Source organism: Flavobacterium sp. FlaQc-28 (assembly GCF_044007415.1).
In the GTDB taxonomy this organism is placed as follows: domain Bacteria; phylum Bacteroidota; class Bacteroidia; order Flavobacteriales; family Flavobacteriaceae; genus Flavobacterium.
In genome coordinates, this window is the sequence record NZ_JBIPCM010000004.1 from 237,471 (window position 1) to 255,610 (window position 18,140).

The 18,140-nt window shown below is 34.5% G+C and carries 17 protein-coding genes; 14 read left to right on the plus strand and 3 right to left on the minus strand.

Annotated elements, in window-relative coordinates; all coding sequences use genetic code 11:
• Positions 1–18 precede the first annotated feature (18 nt).
• The 13 genes from ACHRVL_RS12910 (at position 19) to moaA (ending at position 11,504) form a co-directional block, all read left to right on the plus strand.
• On the plus strand, positions 19–1,068 hold the full coding sequence (locus ACHRVL_RS12910) for an MFS transporter (protein WP_395413331.1): 1,050 nt from the start codon (positions 19–21) through the stop codon (positions 1,066–1,068).
• 75 nt (positions 1,069–1,143) lie between these two features.
• Positions 1,144–3,360, plus strand: coding sequence for a molybdopterin oxidoreductase family protein (locus ACHRVL_RS12915; protein WP_395413333.1), 2,217 nt, complete (start codon positions 1,144–1,146; stop codon positions 3,358–3,360).
• Between the two features lie 17 nt (positions 3,361–3,377).
• Positions 3,378–3,947, plus strand: a complete 570-nt coding sequence (locus ACHRVL_RS12920; RefSeq protein ID WP_395413335.1) for a 4Fe-4S dicluster domain-containing protein — start codon at positions 3,378–3,380, stop codon at positions 3,945–3,947.
• 9 nt (positions 3,948–3,956) lie between these two features.
• Positions 3,957–4,469, plus strand: coding sequence for a Rieske (2Fe-2S) protein (locus ACHRVL_RS12925; RefSeq protein ID WP_395413336.1), 513 nt, complete (start codon positions 3,957–3,959; stop codon positions 4,467–4,469).
• A 24-nt stretch (positions 4,470–4,493) separates the two neighbouring features.
• Positions 4,494–4,742 carry a DUF6755 family protein gene (locus tag ACHRVL_RS12930; RefSeq protein ID WP_395413338.1) on the plus strand — a complete coding sequence of 83 codons (249 nt, stop codon included), beginning with the start codon at positions 4,494–4,496 and terminating at the stop codon, positions 4,740–4,742.
• Between the two features lie 165 nt (positions 4,743–4,907).
• Positions 4,908–6,080, plus strand: a complete 1,173-nt coding sequence (gene glp / locus ACHRVL_RS12935; protein ID WP_395413340.1) for a gephyrin-like molybdotransferase Glp — start codon at positions 4,908–4,910, stop codon at positions 6,078–6,080.
• A 199-nt stretch (positions 6,081–6,279) separates the two neighbouring features.
• A complete protein-coding gene (locus tag ACHRVL_RS12940) occupies positions 6,280–6,852 on the plus strand; it encodes a molybdenum cofactor guanylyltransferase (RefSeq protein ID WP_395413342.1) in 573 nt (190 codons plus the stop codon).
• Positions 6,853–6,857: 5 nt separating this feature from the next.
• The gene (cobA, locus tag ACHRVL_RS12945) at positions 6,858–7,646 is read left to right on the plus strand and encodes a uroporphyrinogen-III C-methyltransferase (protein WP_129055008.1); all 789 of its coding nucleotides are present in this window, start codon (positions 6,858–6,860) and stop codon (positions 7,644–7,646) included.
• A 2-nt stretch (positions 7,647–7,648) separates the two neighbouring features.
• Positions 7,649–7,885, plus strand: coding sequence for a MoaD/ThiS family protein (locus ACHRVL_RS12950; RefSeq protein ID WP_089059588.1), 237 nt, complete (start codon positions 7,649–7,651; stop codon positions 7,883–7,885).
• A gap of 6 nt (positions 7,886–7,891) precedes the next feature.
• Entirely contained in the window at positions 7,892–8,962 is a 1,071-nt protein-coding gene (gene moeB, locus ACHRVL_RS12955; RefSeq protein WP_395413345.1) for a molybdopterin-synthase adenylyltransferase MoeB, read from the plus strand.
• Between the two features lie 202 nt (positions 8,963–9,164).
• Positions 9,165–9,596, plus strand: coding sequence for a molybdenum cofactor biosynthesis protein MoaE (locus ACHRVL_RS12960; RefSeq protein WP_395413347.1), 432 nt, complete (start codon positions 9,165–9,167; stop codon positions 9,594–9,596).
• A complete protein-coding gene (moaCB, locus tag ACHRVL_RS12965) occupies positions 9,596–10,510 on the plus strand; it encodes a bifunctional molybdenum cofactor biosynthesis protein MoaC/MoaB (protein ID WP_395413349.1) in 915 nt (304 codons plus the stop codon). Before ACHRVL_RS12960 ends, moaCB begins: the two co-directional genes overlap by 1 nt.
• The gene (gene moaA, locus ACHRVL_RS12970) at positions 10,497–11,504 is read left to right on the plus strand and encodes a GTP 3',8-cyclase MoaA (protein WP_395413350.1); all 1,008 of its coding nucleotides are present in this window, start codon (positions 10,497–10,499) and stop codon (positions 11,502–11,504) included. The genes moaCB and moaA overlap by 14 nt, the downstream gene beginning before the upstream one ends.
• A gap of 204 nt (positions 11,505–11,708) precedes the next feature.
• Here moaA and ACHRVL_RS12975 read toward each other — a convergent pair whose 3' ends face one another.
• Complete coding sequence (locus ACHRVL_RS12975) at positions 11,709–11,930, minus strand: hypothetical protein (RefSeq protein ID WP_233207029.1); 222 nt, start codon at positions 11,928–11,930, stop codon at positions 11,709–11,711.
• 4 nt (positions 11,931–11,934) lie between these two features.
• Here ACHRVL_RS12975 and ACHRVL_RS12980 point away from each other — a divergent pair, with 4 nt between their 5' ends.
• Complete coding sequence (locus ACHRVL_RS12980) at positions 11,935–12,468, plus strand: hypothetical protein (RefSeq protein WP_395413353.1); 534 nt, start codon at positions 11,935–11,937, stop codon at positions 12,466–12,468.
• Positions 12,469–12,827: 359 nt separating this feature from the next.
• On the opposite strand, the gene ACHRVL_RS12985 is transcribed toward ACHRVL_RS12980, so the two are convergent.
• Together ACHRVL_RS12985 and ACHRVL_RS12990 are read right to left on the minus strand one after the other, a co-directional pair.
• Entirely contained in the window at positions 12,828–14,258 is a 1,431-nt protein-coding gene (locus ACHRVL_RS12985) for a rubredoxin (RefSeq protein ID WP_395413356.1), read from the minus strand.
• Between the two features lie 216 nt (positions 14,259–14,474).
• Positions 14,475–17,993 carry a molybdopterin-dependent oxidoreductase gene (locus tag ACHRVL_RS12990; RefSeq protein WP_395413358.1) on the minus strand — a complete coding sequence of 1,173 codons (3,519 nt, stop codon included), beginning with the start codon at positions 17,991–17,993 and terminating at the stop codon, positions 14,475–14,477.
• Between the last annotated feature and the right edge of the window lie 147 nt (positions 17,994–18,140).

Sequence of the window (18,140 nt, forward strand, 5' to 3'; positions counted from 1 at the left end):
TTAAAATTAAAATTAAGGATGAAAGATAAAACATTTAATACCAAAGCCCTTCTTGTTGCTTCGCTGGTTTCAATACTTACTATCGTACTTGTGTTTTATGGTTCCAGACAATTGCAGAATTTCGATGCAGCATTAATTACTTATTTATTCGGAACCGTATTTGCTTTCTTTGGAATCGTTTATCGATATACCGTTTGGCTGCAGCGTCCGCCAACATGGATGTATTTTAAAAGAAGTATTAAATTTCTTTTTACAGGAAAAGTATTTTCGCACCTGTGGTTTTTAGGAAAAGAATCAGTACAAAATATTGTTGTTCAAAAGTTTATTTATCCAAGAAGTAAATGGCGCTGGTTTGCCCACTTTTGTATCGCATTAGGGTGCTTGTCTGCTTTTGCGATTACAATTCCGCTGACATTTGGATGGATACATTTTTCATTGGCACCTAATTCTATTTCCATTTACGAAGCGCATTTCTTCGGATTTAAAATGATGGATTTCGAAATAGGATCTTTTCTTGCCTTTTTAATTTTTCATGCTCTAAACTGGTCATCGTGGCTTGTAATAATTGGGTCTGTATATTATTTAAGACGAAGATTAACAAATCCGGGATTAATTGCAACTCAAACCTTTGAAGGAGATTTACTGCCGTTGATTTTATTAATTGCAATATCGGTTACAGGTTTATGCTTAACCTATTCGTATCAATTCATGAAAGGATTTGCATATGATTTCTTAGCCGTAATTCATGCCGTAACCGTAATCATGTTTTTAATATGGATTCCATTTGGAAAATTCTTTCACATCATTCAGCGTCCCGCGCAAATTGGAGCTCATATTTATAAACAAGAAGGAATCAAACAAGGAATGGCAGTTTGTCCGCACACTGGAGAAGAATTTGCAACACAGCTTCATATCGATGATTTAAAAATTGTAACCAAACAATTGGGTTTTGATTTTACGCATGAAGATGGAACTTCTCACCTAGATTTAAGTCCAGAAGGAAAAAGATCACGATTAGCGCAAGCACATTTAAAAGCCAGATTAGAAGGCGGAAATTTATTTGGATAAAAATATAGTTTCAAGTTTCAGGTTCCTCAAAGAACGTTAAACTTGAAACCTGAAACAAAACAAACTAAAAAGACAATGGCAAAATTACCTGTATCAACTGAAAAAATTATTGAGGCATTTGGGCCACATTTAAATTATGCGCCAAAAGATGGATACGATGGCAGAGATGAACCAGATGATGTGGTGAAAACCCATTGCTGTTTTTGCGGTATGCAATGCGGAATTCAATTATTAGTAAAAGAAAACAAAGTTGTAGGTTTTGAACCTTGGATGGAATTTCCTTTTAATGAAGGCCGTTTATGTCCAAAAGGAGTACAGCGTTATTTGCAAAATAACCATCCAGATCGTCTTCTGCATCCTATACAAAGAGTAGAAGGCAAAGGATTTGAAAAAGTTTCTTGGGATGATGCTATGGATAAAACTGTTTCTGAAATAAAACGAATTCAAGAAAAATACGGCAAACATGCATTTTCAATGTTATCAGGAGTTTCTCTAACGAACGAAAAAAGTTATTTAGTTGGAAAGTTCGCCCGAGTTGCCTTAAAAACAAGAAATCTAGATTATAATGGAAGGCTTTGTATGGTAAGTGCAGGAGCTGGAAATAAAAAAGCATTTGGTTTAGACCGAGCTTCAAACAATTATTCTGATTTAGAATATGCCGAAGTAATTATTGTTACCGGAGCAAATATCAGTGAAACATTTCCAACCTTAACACATTGGATTTGGAAAGCCAGAGATCGCGGAGCAAAACTTATTGTTATTGATCCAAGAATGATTCCCCTTGCAAGAACTGCCGATATACATTTAGATGTAAAGCCTGGAACAGACTCTGCTTTGTATGGAACAATGCTTAAATACTTGGTAGATCACGATATGCTCGACCATGATTTTATAGATAATTATACTTCAGGCTTTCAGGAAACAATTGATGCTGTAAAAGATTATACGCTGGAATGGGGAGAAGAAGTTACTGGAATTGACAAAGAAAAAATAAAAGCTGCCGCCGAATTATGGGGAAAAGCAACAACCAGTTTTTTACTTCATGCGAGAGGAATCGAACATCACTCAAAAGGGGTTGATAATGTATTAGGCTGCATCAATTTAGTCTTGGCAACAGGAAGAATCGGAAGACCTTATTGCGGTTATGGAACTATTACTGGTCAAGGAAATGGTCAGGGAGGAAGAGAACACGGACATAAATGCGATCAGTTGCCTGGAAATCGAGATATTGAGAATCCAGAGCACAGAAAATATATTTCTGAAGTTTGGGGAATTGACGAAAAAGATATGCCCGGAAAAGGACTTACAGCTTATGAAATTATCGAAGCCATTCACAGAGATGAAATCAAAGGATTAATTTCGATTTGTTTCAACCCGCTTGTTTCGCTTCCAAATAACAATTATGTGCGTTCAGCATTAGAAAAATTAGAATTTTACGTTTGTATCGATTTCTTTTTAAACGAAACTGCCCGCCATGCCGATATTGTTTTAGCTGGCTCATTGCAAGAAGAAGAAGAAGGAACGACAACATCTGCAGAAGGTAGAGTAATTAGAATCAGACAAGCAGTTACGCCTCCGGGAGAAGCCAGAACAGATACTTCAATCTTATTAGAAATAGCCAAAAGACTAGGTGAAGAAGATAAATTTACTTATGATGACAGCGAAGCAATTTTTAATGAACTTCGTGTTGCTTCAAAAGGAGGAACAGCAGACTATTTTGGAATATCGTATAAAAAAGTCGAAGACAATTTAGGCGTTTTCTGGCCTTGTCCTACAGACGATCATCCGGGAACTCCAAGATTATGGGAAGATAAAAAGTTTAAAACTCCAGATGGAAAAGCGCATTTTAATCCTGCGCCCTATAAACTGCCCGGAGAAGTTACTGATGAAGAATATCCGATAACATTAACTACAGGTCGTGTAGTTTCGCAATATTTAAGCGGTACACAAACCCGAAGAATTGGAAAATTAGTGGATCAATTTCCAGAACCAATGTTAGAAATTCATCCAGAATTAGCAGAGAAATATGGAATCAAACAACGCGAATTAGTTCGAGTTGCCACTAGAAGAGGAGAAGGAGTTTTTCCTGCAAATATTGTAGAAACAATTAGAAAAGATACTGTTTTTATTCCCTATCACTGGCCGGGACATAAATCAGCCAATCAATTAACACCGGGAACATTAGATCCAATTTCAAAAATTCCAGAGTTCAAAGTGTGTGCCTGTTTACTGGATCCGCAGGGAAAAATAGCCCCGCCGTCTACAGAATCTGAAGCGTATGCAAGTGTTTAATCTATAAAAGTAAACTTATGAATTTGACCAATTTTAATACAAGCGAAGAATTTTTTGTAGATATGCAGCGCTGCATTGGCTGTAAAGCCTGTGAAATGGCTTGTGCCGAATGCGAAACAAATGGGCAGCAGACTCTTATAAGCGTAAATTATGTAGATCGTGCATCAACAATTCAAACTACAGTACAAGTTTGTATGCATTGCGAAGATCCTGTTTGTGCTAATGTATGTCCGGCTGATGCCATTTCTCAAGACGAATTTGGCGTTGTGCATACCGCAAGTACAGAAAGATGTATTGGCTGTTCAAACTGCGTTATGGCTTGTCCTTTTGGAGTGCCAAAAAAAGTAGAAGAATATGATTTGATGATGAAATGCACTATGTGCTACGATAGAACAAGTGTTGGTAAAAAACCAATGTGTGCAACAGTTTGTCCTAGCGGCGCTTTGTTTTATGGAACAAGAGAGCAAATTGAAGAAATGAGACCAAATAGTACACCAATCAATAACTTCATTTTTGGAGAAGAAAGAGTAAAAACAAAAGTCAATATTATGATGCCGAAAGGCAGTAATGAATTAAGAATTTATTAAATCCGAGTCATGTCAAAAGAAGATAATTTAAATCAAAACTGGAAAAAGGATTTCCCCATAAAAAAACAGGAATCAACTCAAGTCAGCCGACGCGATTTCGCTAAATTCCTGACTTTTGTTTCTGGCGGATTAATGGTTGGAAGCGGTTTTGTAACCGCAAAAGCATTTTTACTGCCAAAAGAAGAAGTGCAAGGCGAACATTTTATTTGTAATAAAGAAGATGTTCCTGTGGGCGGAACAAGAGGATTTGTATTAGAAGGCAGCACAATTCCCTATATTTTAATACATCTTGAAAGCGGAGAATTTAAAGCTTACGAACAAAAATGTACACATTTATCCTGCTCAGTATTTTATAAGCCGGGAACAGGAATTATACATTGCCCTTGCCATGAAGGATCATTTGATGCAAAAACTGGAGATGTAATTGCTGGACCGCCGCCAAGAGCTTTACCCCAATTAGAAGTCGTGTTTAAAGAGAATGCCGTTTTTGTAAAAGCTTATATCGAAAACAAAGAAAGCTAATTTGTATAATTTAATTTTATAAGTATGAGTACTTTTAGACGTAGCCAGAATCGCTCAAACCCTAATAAGCTGAACAATATACTTTCGACACTTATTTTTATTTTAATATTGAATGTCAGCATTCAAATTTGGCTTTTGTACGCCTCATTAAACAATGCCTTAGACAATAACAAAGAAATATTGATTCCTGCCTTCATAGCATCGGCAGTCCTATTTTTAATTGGTTTTGCATGGTTGTATTATCTGCCAAAGGGTAATTTTAGAAATAAATAAAACAAGATTTTTTGTCATAAAAAATGTTGTTGGATTTTTTCTGAGAGTATTCAAAAGAATTACCCTAAATTTATATTCAAAAAAAATAGGTACTAATGATTTTAACTAAGTAAAAATACTTATATTTGTAGTAAGTATTTTTTTGCTTATAAAGGATAGCATTTTATGATAAAAGTTGAAGAAGCATTAACAATAATTGAAGCAAACAGTGCCAAAATGCCTGCACAGCAAATAGCCGTAAGTAAAGCATTAGGTTATGTTTTGGCAGAGAAAGTTATTTCTCCAATTCATATGCCTCCGTTTCGTCAATCGGCTATGGATGGATATGCTTTTATTCACAGTATAAAACATCAATATGATATAGTAAGTACATCTCAAGCAGGAGATCATTCAAATTTAAAATTGAATGCAAATGAAGCCGTTAGAATATTTACAGGCGCATTTGTACCTGATGATGCTGATACAGTTGTAATGCAAGAGCATGTAATTGCAAATAAAAATTCGATACTTATAGCAGCAATGCCCGCAAAAAGTGCAAATATTCGCCCTAAAGGAGAGCAGATTGCTAAAGACGATATTGTTTTTGAAGCAGGGACTTTAATGACTCCAGCCGCAATTGGTTTTTTAGCCAGTTTAGGAATCACAGAAATTAAAGTACACAAGAAACCTAAAGTCGCAGTTTTAGTGACGGGAAACGAATTAGTAAAACCCGGCGAAAAACTGAAAAAAGGAAAAATTTACGAAAGTAATTCTGTAATGCTTCAAGCTGCTCTTGAAACTATTGGTATTAAAAAAACAAAAGTTTACAGCGTAAAAGATAATTTAAAAGCTACCAAAAAAGCATTAAAAAGTATTTTAAAAAAGTATGATATAGTTTTAATTTCTGGCGGAATTTCAGTTGGAGATTATGATTTTGTAAAAGAAGCATTGTTGCAGAATGATGTAAAAGAACTGTTTTATAAAATCAATCAAAAACCCGGAAAACCTATGTTTTTCGGTTCTAAAAATGAAACACTAGTTTTTGCCTTACCTGGAAATCCAGCTTCATCGCTGACTAATTTTTACATTTATGTTGTTCCGGCAATAAAAAGCAGAATTGGATTTTTGGAGATTCACAAAACAAAAGTAATTCGGAAATTAAACTCAGATCTTAAAAACAATACAGGGAAAACATTGTTTTTGAAAGCTAAATACAACGAAACACATGTTGAAGTTTTAGACAGTCAAAGTTCTGCCATGCTTAACACATTTGCCGTTGCAAACAGTTTACTAATCGTTCCCGAAGGTATTGAAGAATATAAAAAAGGACAATTAGTTACTTTACTACCAATAGATTAGATTTTAAGAACAAAAAAATAGAAAGAGGATAGAAAAAGATTTTTGAGTAATAAAGATAAGGGTCGCTGTATAAATAAAAACACATAGCTAAAGTTTGAAACCTTGGTGAATTTTCAGCTTTACGAACTTAATTTTAAAGACAATAATGAATAAAAATTCTTAGCGCTCTTTGCGGTAAAATAACCTGAAACAAAAAATCATGGAAACACCAACAGTATTTATTCTTTGCGGCGGAAAAAGCTCCAGAATGCAGTCTGAAAAAGGATTAGTGCTGTTTCAGGAAAAACCATTTATTGAACATATAATTCAGGCAATTTTACCCATTACAGATCAGATAAAATTGATTACGGCTTCAAAAGAATATGATTATCTGCCGTACCAGAAAATACCTGATGTGATTGCTGAGAAAGGGCCATTAGGTGGAATTTACACTGCATTATCACATTCTGAAACCGAATTTAATTTGATTTTAAGCTGCGATATTCCGTTAATTTCAACTGAATTATTACAAGAATTAATTTCAAAACATACAGAAGAAGCTGGAATTACTGTTTTTGCTTCACAAAGTAGAATTCACCCATTAATTGGAATTTATTCGAAAAAAGTTATTTCAATAATTAAAGATGCAGTCGATTCTAATGAATTAAAAATGATGGATTTACTTGCAAAAGTGCCGCATCAAATTGTGAATATAGAAGAAAGTGAAAACTTTCACTTAACCAATATTAATTCGGCAGACGAATTAAATGATCTGAATATCAATTTAAGTTAAAGAGTATGCAAAGCTTAAAAACACCAAAATTAACGATTGTAGGCGCAGGTCCCGGCGACGTTGAATTGATTACGATGAAAGCTATAAAAGCTTTAAAAAGTGCCGATGTTGTTTTGTATGATGCTTTGGTTAACGAGGAATTATTGGAATACGCATCAAATGCCGAAATAGTTTTTGTTGGAAAACGACTAGGCTGTCACGCTTACACACAAGATCAGATTAATGATTTGATTGTTTCGATGGCAAAAACGCACGGACATGTTGTTCGCTTAAAAGGCGGCGATCCTTTTATTTTTGGACGCGGAAGTGAGGAAATTGAATTTGCAGAGCGATTTGAAATCGAAACTGCAATTGTACCGGGAATTTCATCTGCTTTAGGTGTTCCTGCTTCAGTAGGAATTAGCTTGACACAACGAAAAGTTGCCGAAAGTTTTTGGGTAATTACTGGAACAACTTCAGATCATAAATTATCAAAAGATGTTCAGTTAGCTTCAAAATCAGCTGCGACAGTAGTTATTTTAATGGGAATGCATAAACTGGATGAAATCATTTCTATTTATCAAGAAAATAGAAATGACAATCTGCCAATTGCCATCATTCAAAACGGAACGAAAAATTCAGAGCAAAAAGTAATTGGAACTATTGATACAATTACTAAATTGGTATCTGAAAAAAACATATCATCGCCTGCAATTATTGTGATTGGCGAAGTAGTACGAAATACTTCAAGCTGGATTTCGTATTTTCAGGAACATTTTGATGATGAATTCATTTTTCAGAATTTAAATTTATAATAATGATTGAAGTTAAATATTTTGGAGCTGTAGCCGAAAAGACAAAATGTGAATTCGAAAAGTTATCTTTTTCTGAAGTGTCATTGCAAAAACTATTGCAGGATTTAAACGAAAAATATGAGTTCGAATCACTGACTTTCAGCGTTGCCGTAAACCAAAAAATAGTTTCAAAAACAACAGATTTTACATTACAGACAAGCGATGTTGTGGCTTTATTGCCGCCATTTGCGGGAGGATAAAAAAAAATGAATACATCAAACCGTTATAATAGACAAATCATTCTTCCAGAAATTGGAGCCGAAGGTCAGTACAAATTGCTGAAATCTAAAGTTTTGGTTGTTGGTGCCGGTGGTTTGGGCGCTGCAATTTTGCCGTATTTGGCTTCCGCAGGAGTAGGTGAAATTGGGATTGTGGATGATGATACAATTGAAATTTCAAATCTGCACAGACAAGTTATTTATAAAACTTCGGCAGTTGGAAAATCAAAAGCAGAAGAAGCCAAATTGATGATTTCTGAATTGAATTCTGAAGTAAAAGTAAATGCAGTTTCTGAAAAGTTATCAGGAAAAAATGCTATTTCATTATTTGAAAAATATGATATTATTGTTGATGCAACAGATAATATTGCAGTAAAATATTTAATAAACGATGCTTGTCTTGTCGCTAATAAACCAATGGTTTATGGATCTGTTTTTAGATTTCAGGGACAAGTTTCTGTTTTTAATTATCAAAACGGACCAACATACAGATGTTTGTATCCTGATGAAAATAATAATGCTTTGAATTGTGAAGATGCGGGAGTAATTGGAATTTCAGTTGGAATTATCGGTCTGCTTCAAGCAAATGAAGTTTTAAAAATGATTCTCGGAATTGGAGAAGTTTTGAACGGAAAAATATTGGTTTACAATATTTTGAACAACGAACAACAAAAATATAGTTTTGACAGAAATGATATTCAGTCAATAAGCAGAAAATCATTCGAAGAAAAGTATAATAAATCTGAAGTTGCAGAAATAAGTTTTGATTCTGTTTTAGAGGAAATAAACAAGGATTCCGTTTTATTTTTAGACGTTAGAAACACTGATGAATTGCCAAAAATCAGTTTAAAAAATCTAGTTCAGATTCCATTATTGCTTTTGGAAAATGAAATCGAAAAACTAGACAAAAACCAAATGATCTATGTTTTCTGTCAATCTGGGATCAGAAGTAAAATGGCACTTGAGTTGCTTCAAAAACATCAATTTAAGAATGTAAAAAGTATTGCTGGAGGCGTTTTAGCAATGAAGAAATTATTGAAAGAAGAAATAAAAATATAGCCAAAGATTAAAAGATTTACGTATAGTTTGTCATTTCGACGGAGGAGAAATCTTCGTAGGTGACTCGACAAAGATTGGGGTCTAGTTATGGAGTCACTTGTGAAGATTTCTCCTCCATCGAAATGATAATATTGCGGTTAATTTTTTTAGAGATAAAAAATTAAAATTCGTGAATTCACAGCTATAAAAAAAACATAAAAAAATGAGTAAAAATGTATTTGTAGAAGGACCAATTTCTCCTGAATTTATTGCTGAGTCGATCGCAAAACACCAATCGAAACATACAATTGGCGCACACAATATTTTTTTAGGACAAGTTCGTGCCGATGTAATTCATGATAATACAGTCATAGCAATTGATTATTCGGCTTACACTGATATGGCAAATGAGGCATTGCACACAATTCGCGAGAAAGCTTTTGCTAAATTCGATTTAACCTGCATGCACATTTATCATAGTTTAGGTGTTGTAAAAGCAGGCGAAATCTGTTTGTTTGTATTTGTTTCGGCAACACGACGCAAACAAGTTTATGAAGCGACAGAAGCCATAGTAAACTGGATAAAAACCGACGTGCCAATTTTTGGTAAAGAAATGTTTGAAAACGATACATTCACTTGGAAACAAAATAGTTAATGGTAGATATTACGCATAAAATAAGCACATTAAGAAAAGCTACAGCAACAGCAATTGTCAAAGTCAGTAAACAAGAGACAATTGATGCTGTGGTAAATAATCTTGTGCCAAAAGGAAATGTGCTGGAAATGGCAAAAACTGCTGGATTATTTGCGGTAAAAAACACGCATTTGTCCATTCCCGATTGCCATCCAATTCCAATTGAATTTACTTCAGTAGAATATAAAATTGAAGGATTAGAAATTCAGATTATCTTCAATGTAAAAACCGTTTACAAAACCGGAGTTGAGGTTGAAGCCATGCACGGTGCATCAATCGTGGCATTGACGATGTACGATATGCTTAAACCAATTGATAAAGAAATCGAGATTTCAACTATTAAATTGATTACTAAAGAAGGCGGAAAATCTTCTTTCAAGAATAAATTTCCTAACATTATAAAAGCGGCAGTTTTTGTTTGTTCTGATTCCATTTTTGCAGGCGATAAAGAAGATCGATCGGGAAAAATAATTGTGGAAAAATTAGATTCATACGGAGTTGAAACAGCACATTATGAAATTATTCCTGATGAATTAGATATTATTCAGGAAAGAACAAAAGCTTACACAAAAGAAAATCAGCTGGTAATTTTTACGGGTGGAACGGGATTATCACCAAGAGATGTAACACCAGAAGCCTTGTCGCCAATATTGGAAAGCAGAATTCCAGGAATTGAAGAAGCCATTCGCGATTACGGACAGCAAAGAATGCCTTATGCAATGTTGTCTAGAACCGTTGCAGGAACTTTGGGCAAAAGCTTAGTTTTGGCTGTACCAGGCTCTACAAACGGAGCTAGAGAATCGATGGATGCGGTGTTTCCGCATGTAATGCACGTTTTTCATATTTTAAAAGGAAAAAACCATGACAGCCTCTAACACTATTTTGACGGATGGTTTTGGACGCAGACACAATTATCTGCGCATTTCGCTTTTGGAAAAATGCAATCTGCGTTGTACATACTGCATGCCGGCCGATGGAATTGCGCTTTCGCCAAAAGCGAGTTTAATGACTGCTGAAGAGATTTTTAGTATCGCCGAAACTTTCGTAAAAAATGGTGTTGATAAAATTAGATTAACTGGTGGAGAGCCACTTCTTCGAAAAGATTTTCCTGAGATTATTTCAAAATTAGCTTCTTTAGATATTTCGCTTTCTATTACTACAAACGGAATTTTAATCGACCGTCATATTGCCGTTTTAAAGCAATTTAAAATCAAAAAGATCAATTTGAGTTTAGATACTTTGATTGCGTCTAAATTTCATGCTGTAACGCTCAGAAATCAGTTTGAGAAAGTTGTTGATAACCTCCATTTACTTTTAAATAATGATTTTCTGGTAAAAGTTAATGTGGTTTTAATGAAAGGTTTTAATGATAATGAAATTGTTGATTTTGTGAAATTAACACAGTTTCTACCCATTTCTGTACGCTTCATTGAATTTATGCCTTTTGCAGGAAATGAGTGGGACAGAAGTAAAATGGTTTCACAAAATGAGATATTATCGTTGGTTGGAAATACTTTTTCTTCAGATCAAATTCAAAAATTAGAAGACGAGAAAAACTTTACGTCTAGAAATTATAAAATAAAAGATTTTCAAGGCGATTTCGGAATCATAAGTTCGATTACAAATCCGTTTTGTGACAGCTGCAACCGAATTCGTTTAACTGCTGACGGAAAAATAAAAAATTGTCTTTTTTCAAATTCTGAAACCGATTTATTGACTCCTTTTAGAAATGGAGAATCAATTATGAATTTAATTGAAACATCTATTCGAAGTAAAAAGAAAGTCAGAGCAGGAATGGCGACAATTGACGAAATGAATGATCCTGCTAAACATTTTGATAACCGCAGTATGATTGCGATTGGGGGATAGTTTAATTGTTAATTGTGAATTGTCAGGCTGAGCGAAGTCGAGTTTTTTTTTATACAATCTTGTCATTTCGGGGAACGAGAAATCACACTCGTAAATCGACAAAGATCGGCGATCTTCTTTGCGGAGATTTCTCCTTCGTCTAAATGACAAAAAATGAGCATAAAAAAAGGTTCAACTTTTTTAAAGTTAAACCTTTCTCAGTAATTATTTCTTCTTTTTAGCTTTTGCCTTTTTTTGAGACTTCGCTTTCTTTTTTGCGATTTTTTTAGCTTTAGCTTTTTCTTTCGCTTTTTTAGCTTTTTCTTTTTTCTTGGCTTTGGCTTTTAATTTTGCTTTCTTAGCTTTCTCTTTCTTTTTATCTTTTTTAGCTTTTTCTTTTTTCTTAGCTGCTTTCTTTTTCTCTTTTTCCTTTTCTTTATCTTTCACTTTTTTGGCTTTTTTAGCAGCTTTATCTTTTTCAGTTTTAACTGCTTGGTTAGTATTTTCTTTTTTAGGTTCAGTAACTGGTGTTGCAGCAACTGCAGTTTTTTCTTCTGGTTTTGCTGCAGGAGTTAATACTTTTTTTACTGGAGCTTTTCGTACAGCTGGTTTTGGTGTAGTTGCTGCCACAGATTTTACAACAGCTTTAGCAGGCGCTTTTGCTGTAGGTGTCGCAGCAGCTTTTGTAACAGAAGCAGCGGGAGCCTTTGTTGTTGCAGGCTTTGATGCAGCTGGTTTTGCCACAGCTGGTTTTGCCACAGTTGGTTTTGCTGCTGTCGTTTTTGCAGGTGCAGCTTTGCGAACAGGTGCTTTCTTAACAGGAGTATTTTCTGGTTTTGCGTTTTCTGTAGCTGGTTTAACAGCTTCAGGTTTTACAGAATCGATTTTTTCCGGGGTACTTTCTTCGGGTTTGTTTTCCATATTAAATGCGCTTTTAGGTAAAGTTATCGTTAATAATGTAACTAAATTGTTAAGTCACGGTTAAGTAAAGATAATTATAAAACAAGTTACTCAATGTTAAGTTTTCCTATAAAAATTAATATTAAGTAGTTGAAAGTGAATTGTTTGTTTTTTTGCTTGGAGTTTTTAATCAGAATCTCTTAACAATTCTACATGAAAAAATGAGGTGTAATTATGAATTTCGAATGGTTATTGTGAATTGTGAAAATTAAAATATTTCTAATAAATTCAAGTGAAAACGAATGGCCTAACTCTGAGGAAAGGGACATTTTATTGTTCTGCTCCCAATAGCAATAAGGAGTCACAAAAGAAATATTGGACAGCAGGGCAGGAGCACTAGTAAACTTACGAAGTTAATAGATCCTATTAATACTGGTGAAGATATTAATTTGTGATAATCTCTAAAATTTTAAAATTGCTTTTTGGTGATTCACACAAAGAACAGCAATAATCGTCGTCTAAATCTGTAAACAAAATTCCTTTTGGAATGCCTTGACTTTCATCTCCATATTCGGGTTTATAAAGCGTTAAACATTCTTGACATTGATAAATATCCAATTGTGGTTTTTCCTTTTTCTGTAGATTTTCGGTTGTTTCCGTTGTTGTATTTCCAAGTTCATCAAAATATTTTCGGCTTAATTCGATTAGAATAGTTGGCAGCTCAAGTTTGTCGATATCCTGAGAATGAACGATATATTCTCGTGTATTCGGATCAAAATTCTTAGCAAACAAAACATTGTAGGTATCCCTGATTTTAATAGATTCTAAAGCTGCTGGAAGTTCATTTTTTTCGATTACAATCGAAGTAAAATAATGTCCGTCGCGATTGTATTCTGAAATGCCAAAATTAAGTCCATAAGTGCTTATGTCAAATTGATCGAGCGTACGAACTAAAAATGTTTTCAAGTTCAATGCCCATTCCATAGCAACAGGCAGATGCCAATTTAATTCTAATAAGGAATGACGAACATTAATTCCCCTTTTGCCTAAAAATTTTTCCCATTCTAATTTTCGGTCTTTCGGAATTCCTTTTATGATGAAAGATTTCCAAGGCGTTATACATATTTTTCCGATTTTGCATTCAAAACACAAATCGCACATTTCTTTCAAAAAATCTAAATCGTATAAATTATTTCGCCAATAAAGCCCAAGCCAGTATTGATCGATTCCCATTCTGTTCATTCCTTCGTAATAAGGAAAAGGATAAAACGGAATATTTAAAGGTTTGTCGATTGTTCGATTATTAGTATCTAAAGCTTCGCTTATCAGTGTAAAAAGTATTTCGATATCAAGTGTGGTTTCGTCTGTAATTTTCTCAATTTCGTAATAAGTTTTCGCTAAATCCCAAGTATAAATCAAGACAGGATAAACTTCCATCTTTTCCCATTTTGGAAGTCTGATATATAGATACCAATAATCTTCATGTTCTGAAGCTATAAAATTTAAATGTCCTGTAAATAAAGGAACCAACTGTTGTTTTGGATCTGTAATGTTAACTTTTAGTTTGGGTTGTTCTTTAAATTCTTCTAAAACATACAAAAATCGATTTCCTGTCAGCCAATTGGTATTTCTAAAAATATCGGTTGAAACATAAGAAGAAACAATATTATTCCCGCTTTTTTGATCTGGATAAACAAAATGATGTTTTCCTAAAGTGGTTTTGTCTAAAGATTTAAAACCTTTGGGGAAAATAATATCCTGTCTCGAACCAAAAGAAACAGAATCCAGACCTTCGTCTAAAGCAATATTTACTACTTCTAGCAATTCTCCCGGTGACATAACGCCTCCTTTTACTATTAATCTTGTTAACTCCATAGTTTTATTTGTTTCACGTTTCACGTTTCAAGTTTCAGGTTTCATGTTTCAGGTTTGACCGCAATCTTGTCATTTCGACATAAGGAGAAATCACACTCTAATTTCGACAAAGACTGGTTTGTACTTTGCTGAGTTTCTTGTGTAATTTCTCGTTCCTCGAAATGACAAACGGTGAGCATCTTGAAACCTGAGACAAAGAAAACTTGAAACAATTTTTTAAACTTTACATTTCGCCAATATCTCTTTAACCTCCGTTTTACAGCTTCCGCATCCTAATCCTGCACCAGTGTTTTTGCATAAATCGGTAAAATCGTTTACACCGCTTTTTATGGTTTCTTCAATATTTCCTGCGCCAACTTGACTGCAGGAACAGACTAATTTTCCTAATACAGGTTTTGCAGTTGAACTTCCTCTTAAAAGCATATTACGCTTGTCTGATAATTCGATTTTGCTTTCAATCATCGTTTTGAATTCGGCAAATTCGTTCTTATCGCCCATTAAAATTGCTCCGACCAAAAGATCATCTTTTACAATGCATTTTTTGTAATAACGTTTTTTCAAATCAGTAAAAACAATTTCTTCATACGAATCATCGTTTTCTGGAATTGTAATATCTCCGATACTGCACAGATTTATGTCTTCTAATTTTAAAATATTCATTAAAATCGAACCTTTGTAATAACTGCTGATATCGCCCGCTAAAAAGTTTGCCAGAATATCTGCTTGTTCTTCGGCGGCAGAAGTAATTCCGAATAATTTATTATTGAATTCTGCTATTTCTCCAATCGCAAAAATATCAGGATTCGAAGTTTGTAAATATTGATTGACTTTTACGCCGCGTCCGCAGGCAAGACCACCTTCTCTCGCAATTTCGATATTCGGAATTGTTCCAATCGTATAAACAATTGCATTTGCAGTTATAATTTTACCGCTTTTTAAGGCAATTTCAATTTCGTTTTCATTATCCGTTTCAAAAACGGTGCTGACTTCATTATCAAAATAAATTTGAATATCACGAAGCTGTACTTCTTCGGCCAATAATTTACTCGAAATTCGATCCAGCTGACGTTCCATTAAACGCGAAGCTCTCTGAATTATAGTAGTTTTTACTTTTTTATGTTTTAAAGCAGCCGCTAATTCTAATCCTAATAAACCTCCGCCAATAATAACAACATGTTGTTCCTCTGGCGGAAGATTGGTGCTGTCAAGATGTTTTTTTAAACGGTCGGCATCTTCTTTTCTTCTTACGGTAAATCGACCCGGAAGGTGCAGTTGCGCGTTTTCTGGAATAAAAGGGCGACTTCCGGTTGCTAAAATCAAAGAATCGAAAGTATGTATTTCGCCCAAACTATCTTTTATAGTTTTTGCATTAGAGTCTATTTTTTCGATAGAAATTCCCGCTTTCATGGTAATATTCAGCTTGTTTAATGCTTCGCCGTCTTTAACCTTTAAAAGTTGTTCCCAAGTAAATTCTCCCGTCATATATTCGGGCAATAAAACGCGATTGTAAAACGGATTTATTTCATTTGAAAAAACAATAATTTCATCAGTAGTATTGAATTCACGATAATTTTGAATGAATCGGAATGAAGCTGCGCCGGCGCCAACAATGACAATTTTCTGAAAGGGTTTTATATATTTTTTAATCGAAACGGTCGTGTATTTAAAATCAGGTTCTTTTGAAATAGGATCTACAACAGTATTCGTTAGATTGTTTGTTCTATTTAAGTCATTTTCAAGTTGTTTTCCCCAATGCATTGGCAGAAAAAGTACCTTTTCTTTAATAGAATCGGTCACTTTTGCTTTTACGCGAACTTCGCCATTTTTGCTTGTAACAGTAATAATATCACCATTTTTAATTTCATTTTTAAAGGCGTCAATTGGATTTATCTCTAAAACTGGACTTGGAATGTGGGTTAATAATCTTGAAACTTTTCCCGTTTTGGTCATCGTGTGCCATTGATCGCGAATTCGTCCTGTAGTTAAAATAAAAGGAAATTCGGAATTGGGCTGTACCGATGTATTTTCGATTGAATCAGGAAGATTAAAAATTGCTTTTCCAGAAGGCGTATAGAATTTTTTATCAGTAAATAATCTAGGCGTTCCCGGATGTCCGTAATCTGGAACCGGCCATTGAAAAGTGCCTTCAGTTTTTAAACGATTATAATTTAAAAATGAAATGTCGATATTAGTACCTTTGGTAAGTGCACAATGCTCTTTGTAAATTTCTTCGGCATTATTGAAATCGAAACCGTGGAAATTCATTTTTTTAGCAAAACGAATTAAAATTTCAATATCTGGAAGGGCTTCTCCCGGCGCATTAATTCCTTTTGGCAAATAAGAAATTCGGCGTTCAGAATTGGTCATTGTTCCATCTTTCTCTAACCAGCCGGCGGCAGGCAAAAGCAAATCGGCAAATTTGGCTGTGTCAGCATTATGCGAAATATCTTGAACCACTACAAATTTAGCGTTTTGAAGCGCTTTTTCGATTCGGCGTGAATCTGGTAAACTAACCAAAGGATTTGTACAAATAATCCAAACAGCTTTCATTTTTCCCGATTCTAAAGCTTCAAACATTTCTGTTGCCGTTAAACCCGGTTTATCTGAAATCTCGTCAACGCCCCAAAAGTCAGCCACTTCTTTGCGATGTGTAGGATTTGCAATATCTTTATGCGCTGCCAAAAGTGTCGCCATTCCGCCCACTTCACGTCCGCCCATAGCATTCGGCTGACCCGTTAATGAAAATGGTCCAGAACCTGGTTTCCCAACTTGTCCTGTTAATAAAGACAAATTCAGTAAAGCCGTATTTTTGTCAACACCAACTGCACTTTGATTTAATCCCATTGCCCAGAGTGAAATAAATCCTTTAGCCTTTCCGATAATATCTGCGGCGAGTTTAATATCGTTTACTGATATTCCGCATAGTTTTGATGCTTTTTCAAGCGACGTACTTAGTACTAAATCTTTATATTGTTTGAAATTTTCAGCATTGTTTTTGACAAAATCATGATCAACATGGCCTTTTTCAATTATACGTCTGGCAATTGCATGATATAAAATGATGTCAGAACCTGGAAGAATTTGCAAATGCAAATCGGCAAAAGCGGCTGTATCAGTGCGCCTAGGATCAATTACTATGACCTTCGTTTTTGGATTTTTCTCTTTATGTTTTTCAAGACGTCTAAATAGGATAGGATGACACCAAGCGGGATTTGCGCCTGTAATTAAAAAAGTATCAGCCAATTCAATATCATCATACGCAATTGGTACAGAATCTTCTCCAAAAGTCTTTTTATAACCCACAACGGCAGAACTCATGCAGAGTCGTGAATTGGTATCGATATTATTGGTTTTCAAGAAACCTTTTACCAATTTATTTACTAAGTAATATTCCTCAGTTAAACATTGTCCTGAAATATAAAAACCAACGCTGTCTGGACCATGTTTTTTTATAATAGAAGAAAAAACTGCCGCAGCGCGATCTAGAGCAATATCCCAGCTTACACGCTCGAGTGGATAAGATTTACTGCCTCGCATTTCGGGATATAAAATTCGGTCAGAAGTATCGTTGACTACGTAATGCAGATTCATTCCTTTAGAACACAACATTCCCTTATTTACCGGATGATCTTTGTCACCCTCAACCATAATGCCGTTTTTAGCATCGTTGGTTACGATTATGCCGCAGCCAACGCCACAATAAGAACAGGTAGTTTTGATTTTGGTATTTTGCATTACAGTTCTTTTTTTAGATACTATTTACTGAATCTGTAGTGATTTAGATAAATCACTTATACAAAAATAAGTATTTTTACGTATAAATACTTATTTTTTGAATTTATTTTTTTATTTTTGATGCAATAAAATGAGCAGCAACAAATT

What these genes read in the sequence shown, in the direction of transcription:
- ACHRVL_RS12910 (WP_395413331.1), top strand. Translation starts at nt 19, where the DNA reads ATGAAAGATAAAACATTTAATACCAAAGCCCTTCTTGTTGCTTCGCTG.
- ACHRVL_RS12915 (WP_395413333.1), top strand. Translation starts at nt 1,144, where the DNA reads ATGGCAAAATTACCTGTATCAACTGAAAAAATTATTGAGGCATTTGGG.
- ACHRVL_RS12920 (WP_395413335.1), top strand. Translation starts at nt 3,378, where the DNA reads ATGAATTTGACCAATTTTAATACAAGCGAAGAATTTTTTGTAGATATG.
- ACHRVL_RS12925 (WP_395413336.1), top strand. Translation starts at nt 3,957, where the DNA reads ATGTCAAAAGAAGATAATTTAAATCAAAACTGGAAAAAGGATTTCCCC.
- ACHRVL_RS12930 (WP_395413338.1), top strand. Translation starts at nt 4,494, where the DNA reads ATGAGTACTTTTAGACGTAGCCAGAATCGCTCAAACCCTAATAAGCTG.
- glp (WP_395413340.1), top strand. Translation starts at nt 4,908, where the DNA reads ATGATAAAAGTTGAAGAAGCATTAACAATAATTGAAGCAAACAGTGCC.
- ACHRVL_RS12940 (WP_395413342.1), top strand. Translation starts at nt 6,280, where the DNA reads ATGGAAACACCAACAGTATTTATTCTTTGCGGCGGAAAAAGCTCCAGA.
- cobA (WP_129055008.1), top strand. Translation starts at nt 6,858, where the DNA reads ATGCAAAGCTTAAAAACACCAAAATTAACGATTGTAGGCGCAGGTCCC.
- ACHRVL_RS12950 (WP_089059588.1), top strand. Translation starts at nt 7,649, where the DNA reads ATGATTGAAGTTAAATATTTTGGAGCTGTAGCCGAAAAGACAAAATGT.
- moeB (WP_395413345.1), top strand. Translation starts at nt 7,892, where the DNA reads ATGAATACATCAAACCGTTATAATAGACAAATCATTCTTCCAGAAATT.
- ACHRVL_RS12960 (WP_395413347.1), top strand. Translation starts at nt 9,165, where the DNA reads ATGAGTAAAAATGTATTTGTAGAAGGACCAATTTCTCCTGAATTTATT.
- moaCB (WP_395413349.1), top strand. Translation starts at nt 9,596, where the DNA reads ATGGTAGATATTACGCATAAAATAAGCACATTAAGAAAAGCTACAGCA.
- moaA (WP_395413350.1), top strand. Translation starts at nt 10,497, where the DNA reads ATGACAGCCTCTAACACTATTTTGACGGATGGTTTTGGACGCAGACAC.
- ACHRVL_RS12985 (WP_395413356.1), bottom strand. Translation starts at nt 14,258, where the DNA reads ATGGAGTTAACAAGATTAATAGTAAAAGGAGGCGTTATGTCACCGGGA.
- ACHRVL_RS12990 (WP_395413358.1), bottom strand. Translation starts at nt 17,993, where the DNA reads ATGCAAAATACCAAAATCAAAACTACCTGTTCTTATTGTGGCGTTGGC.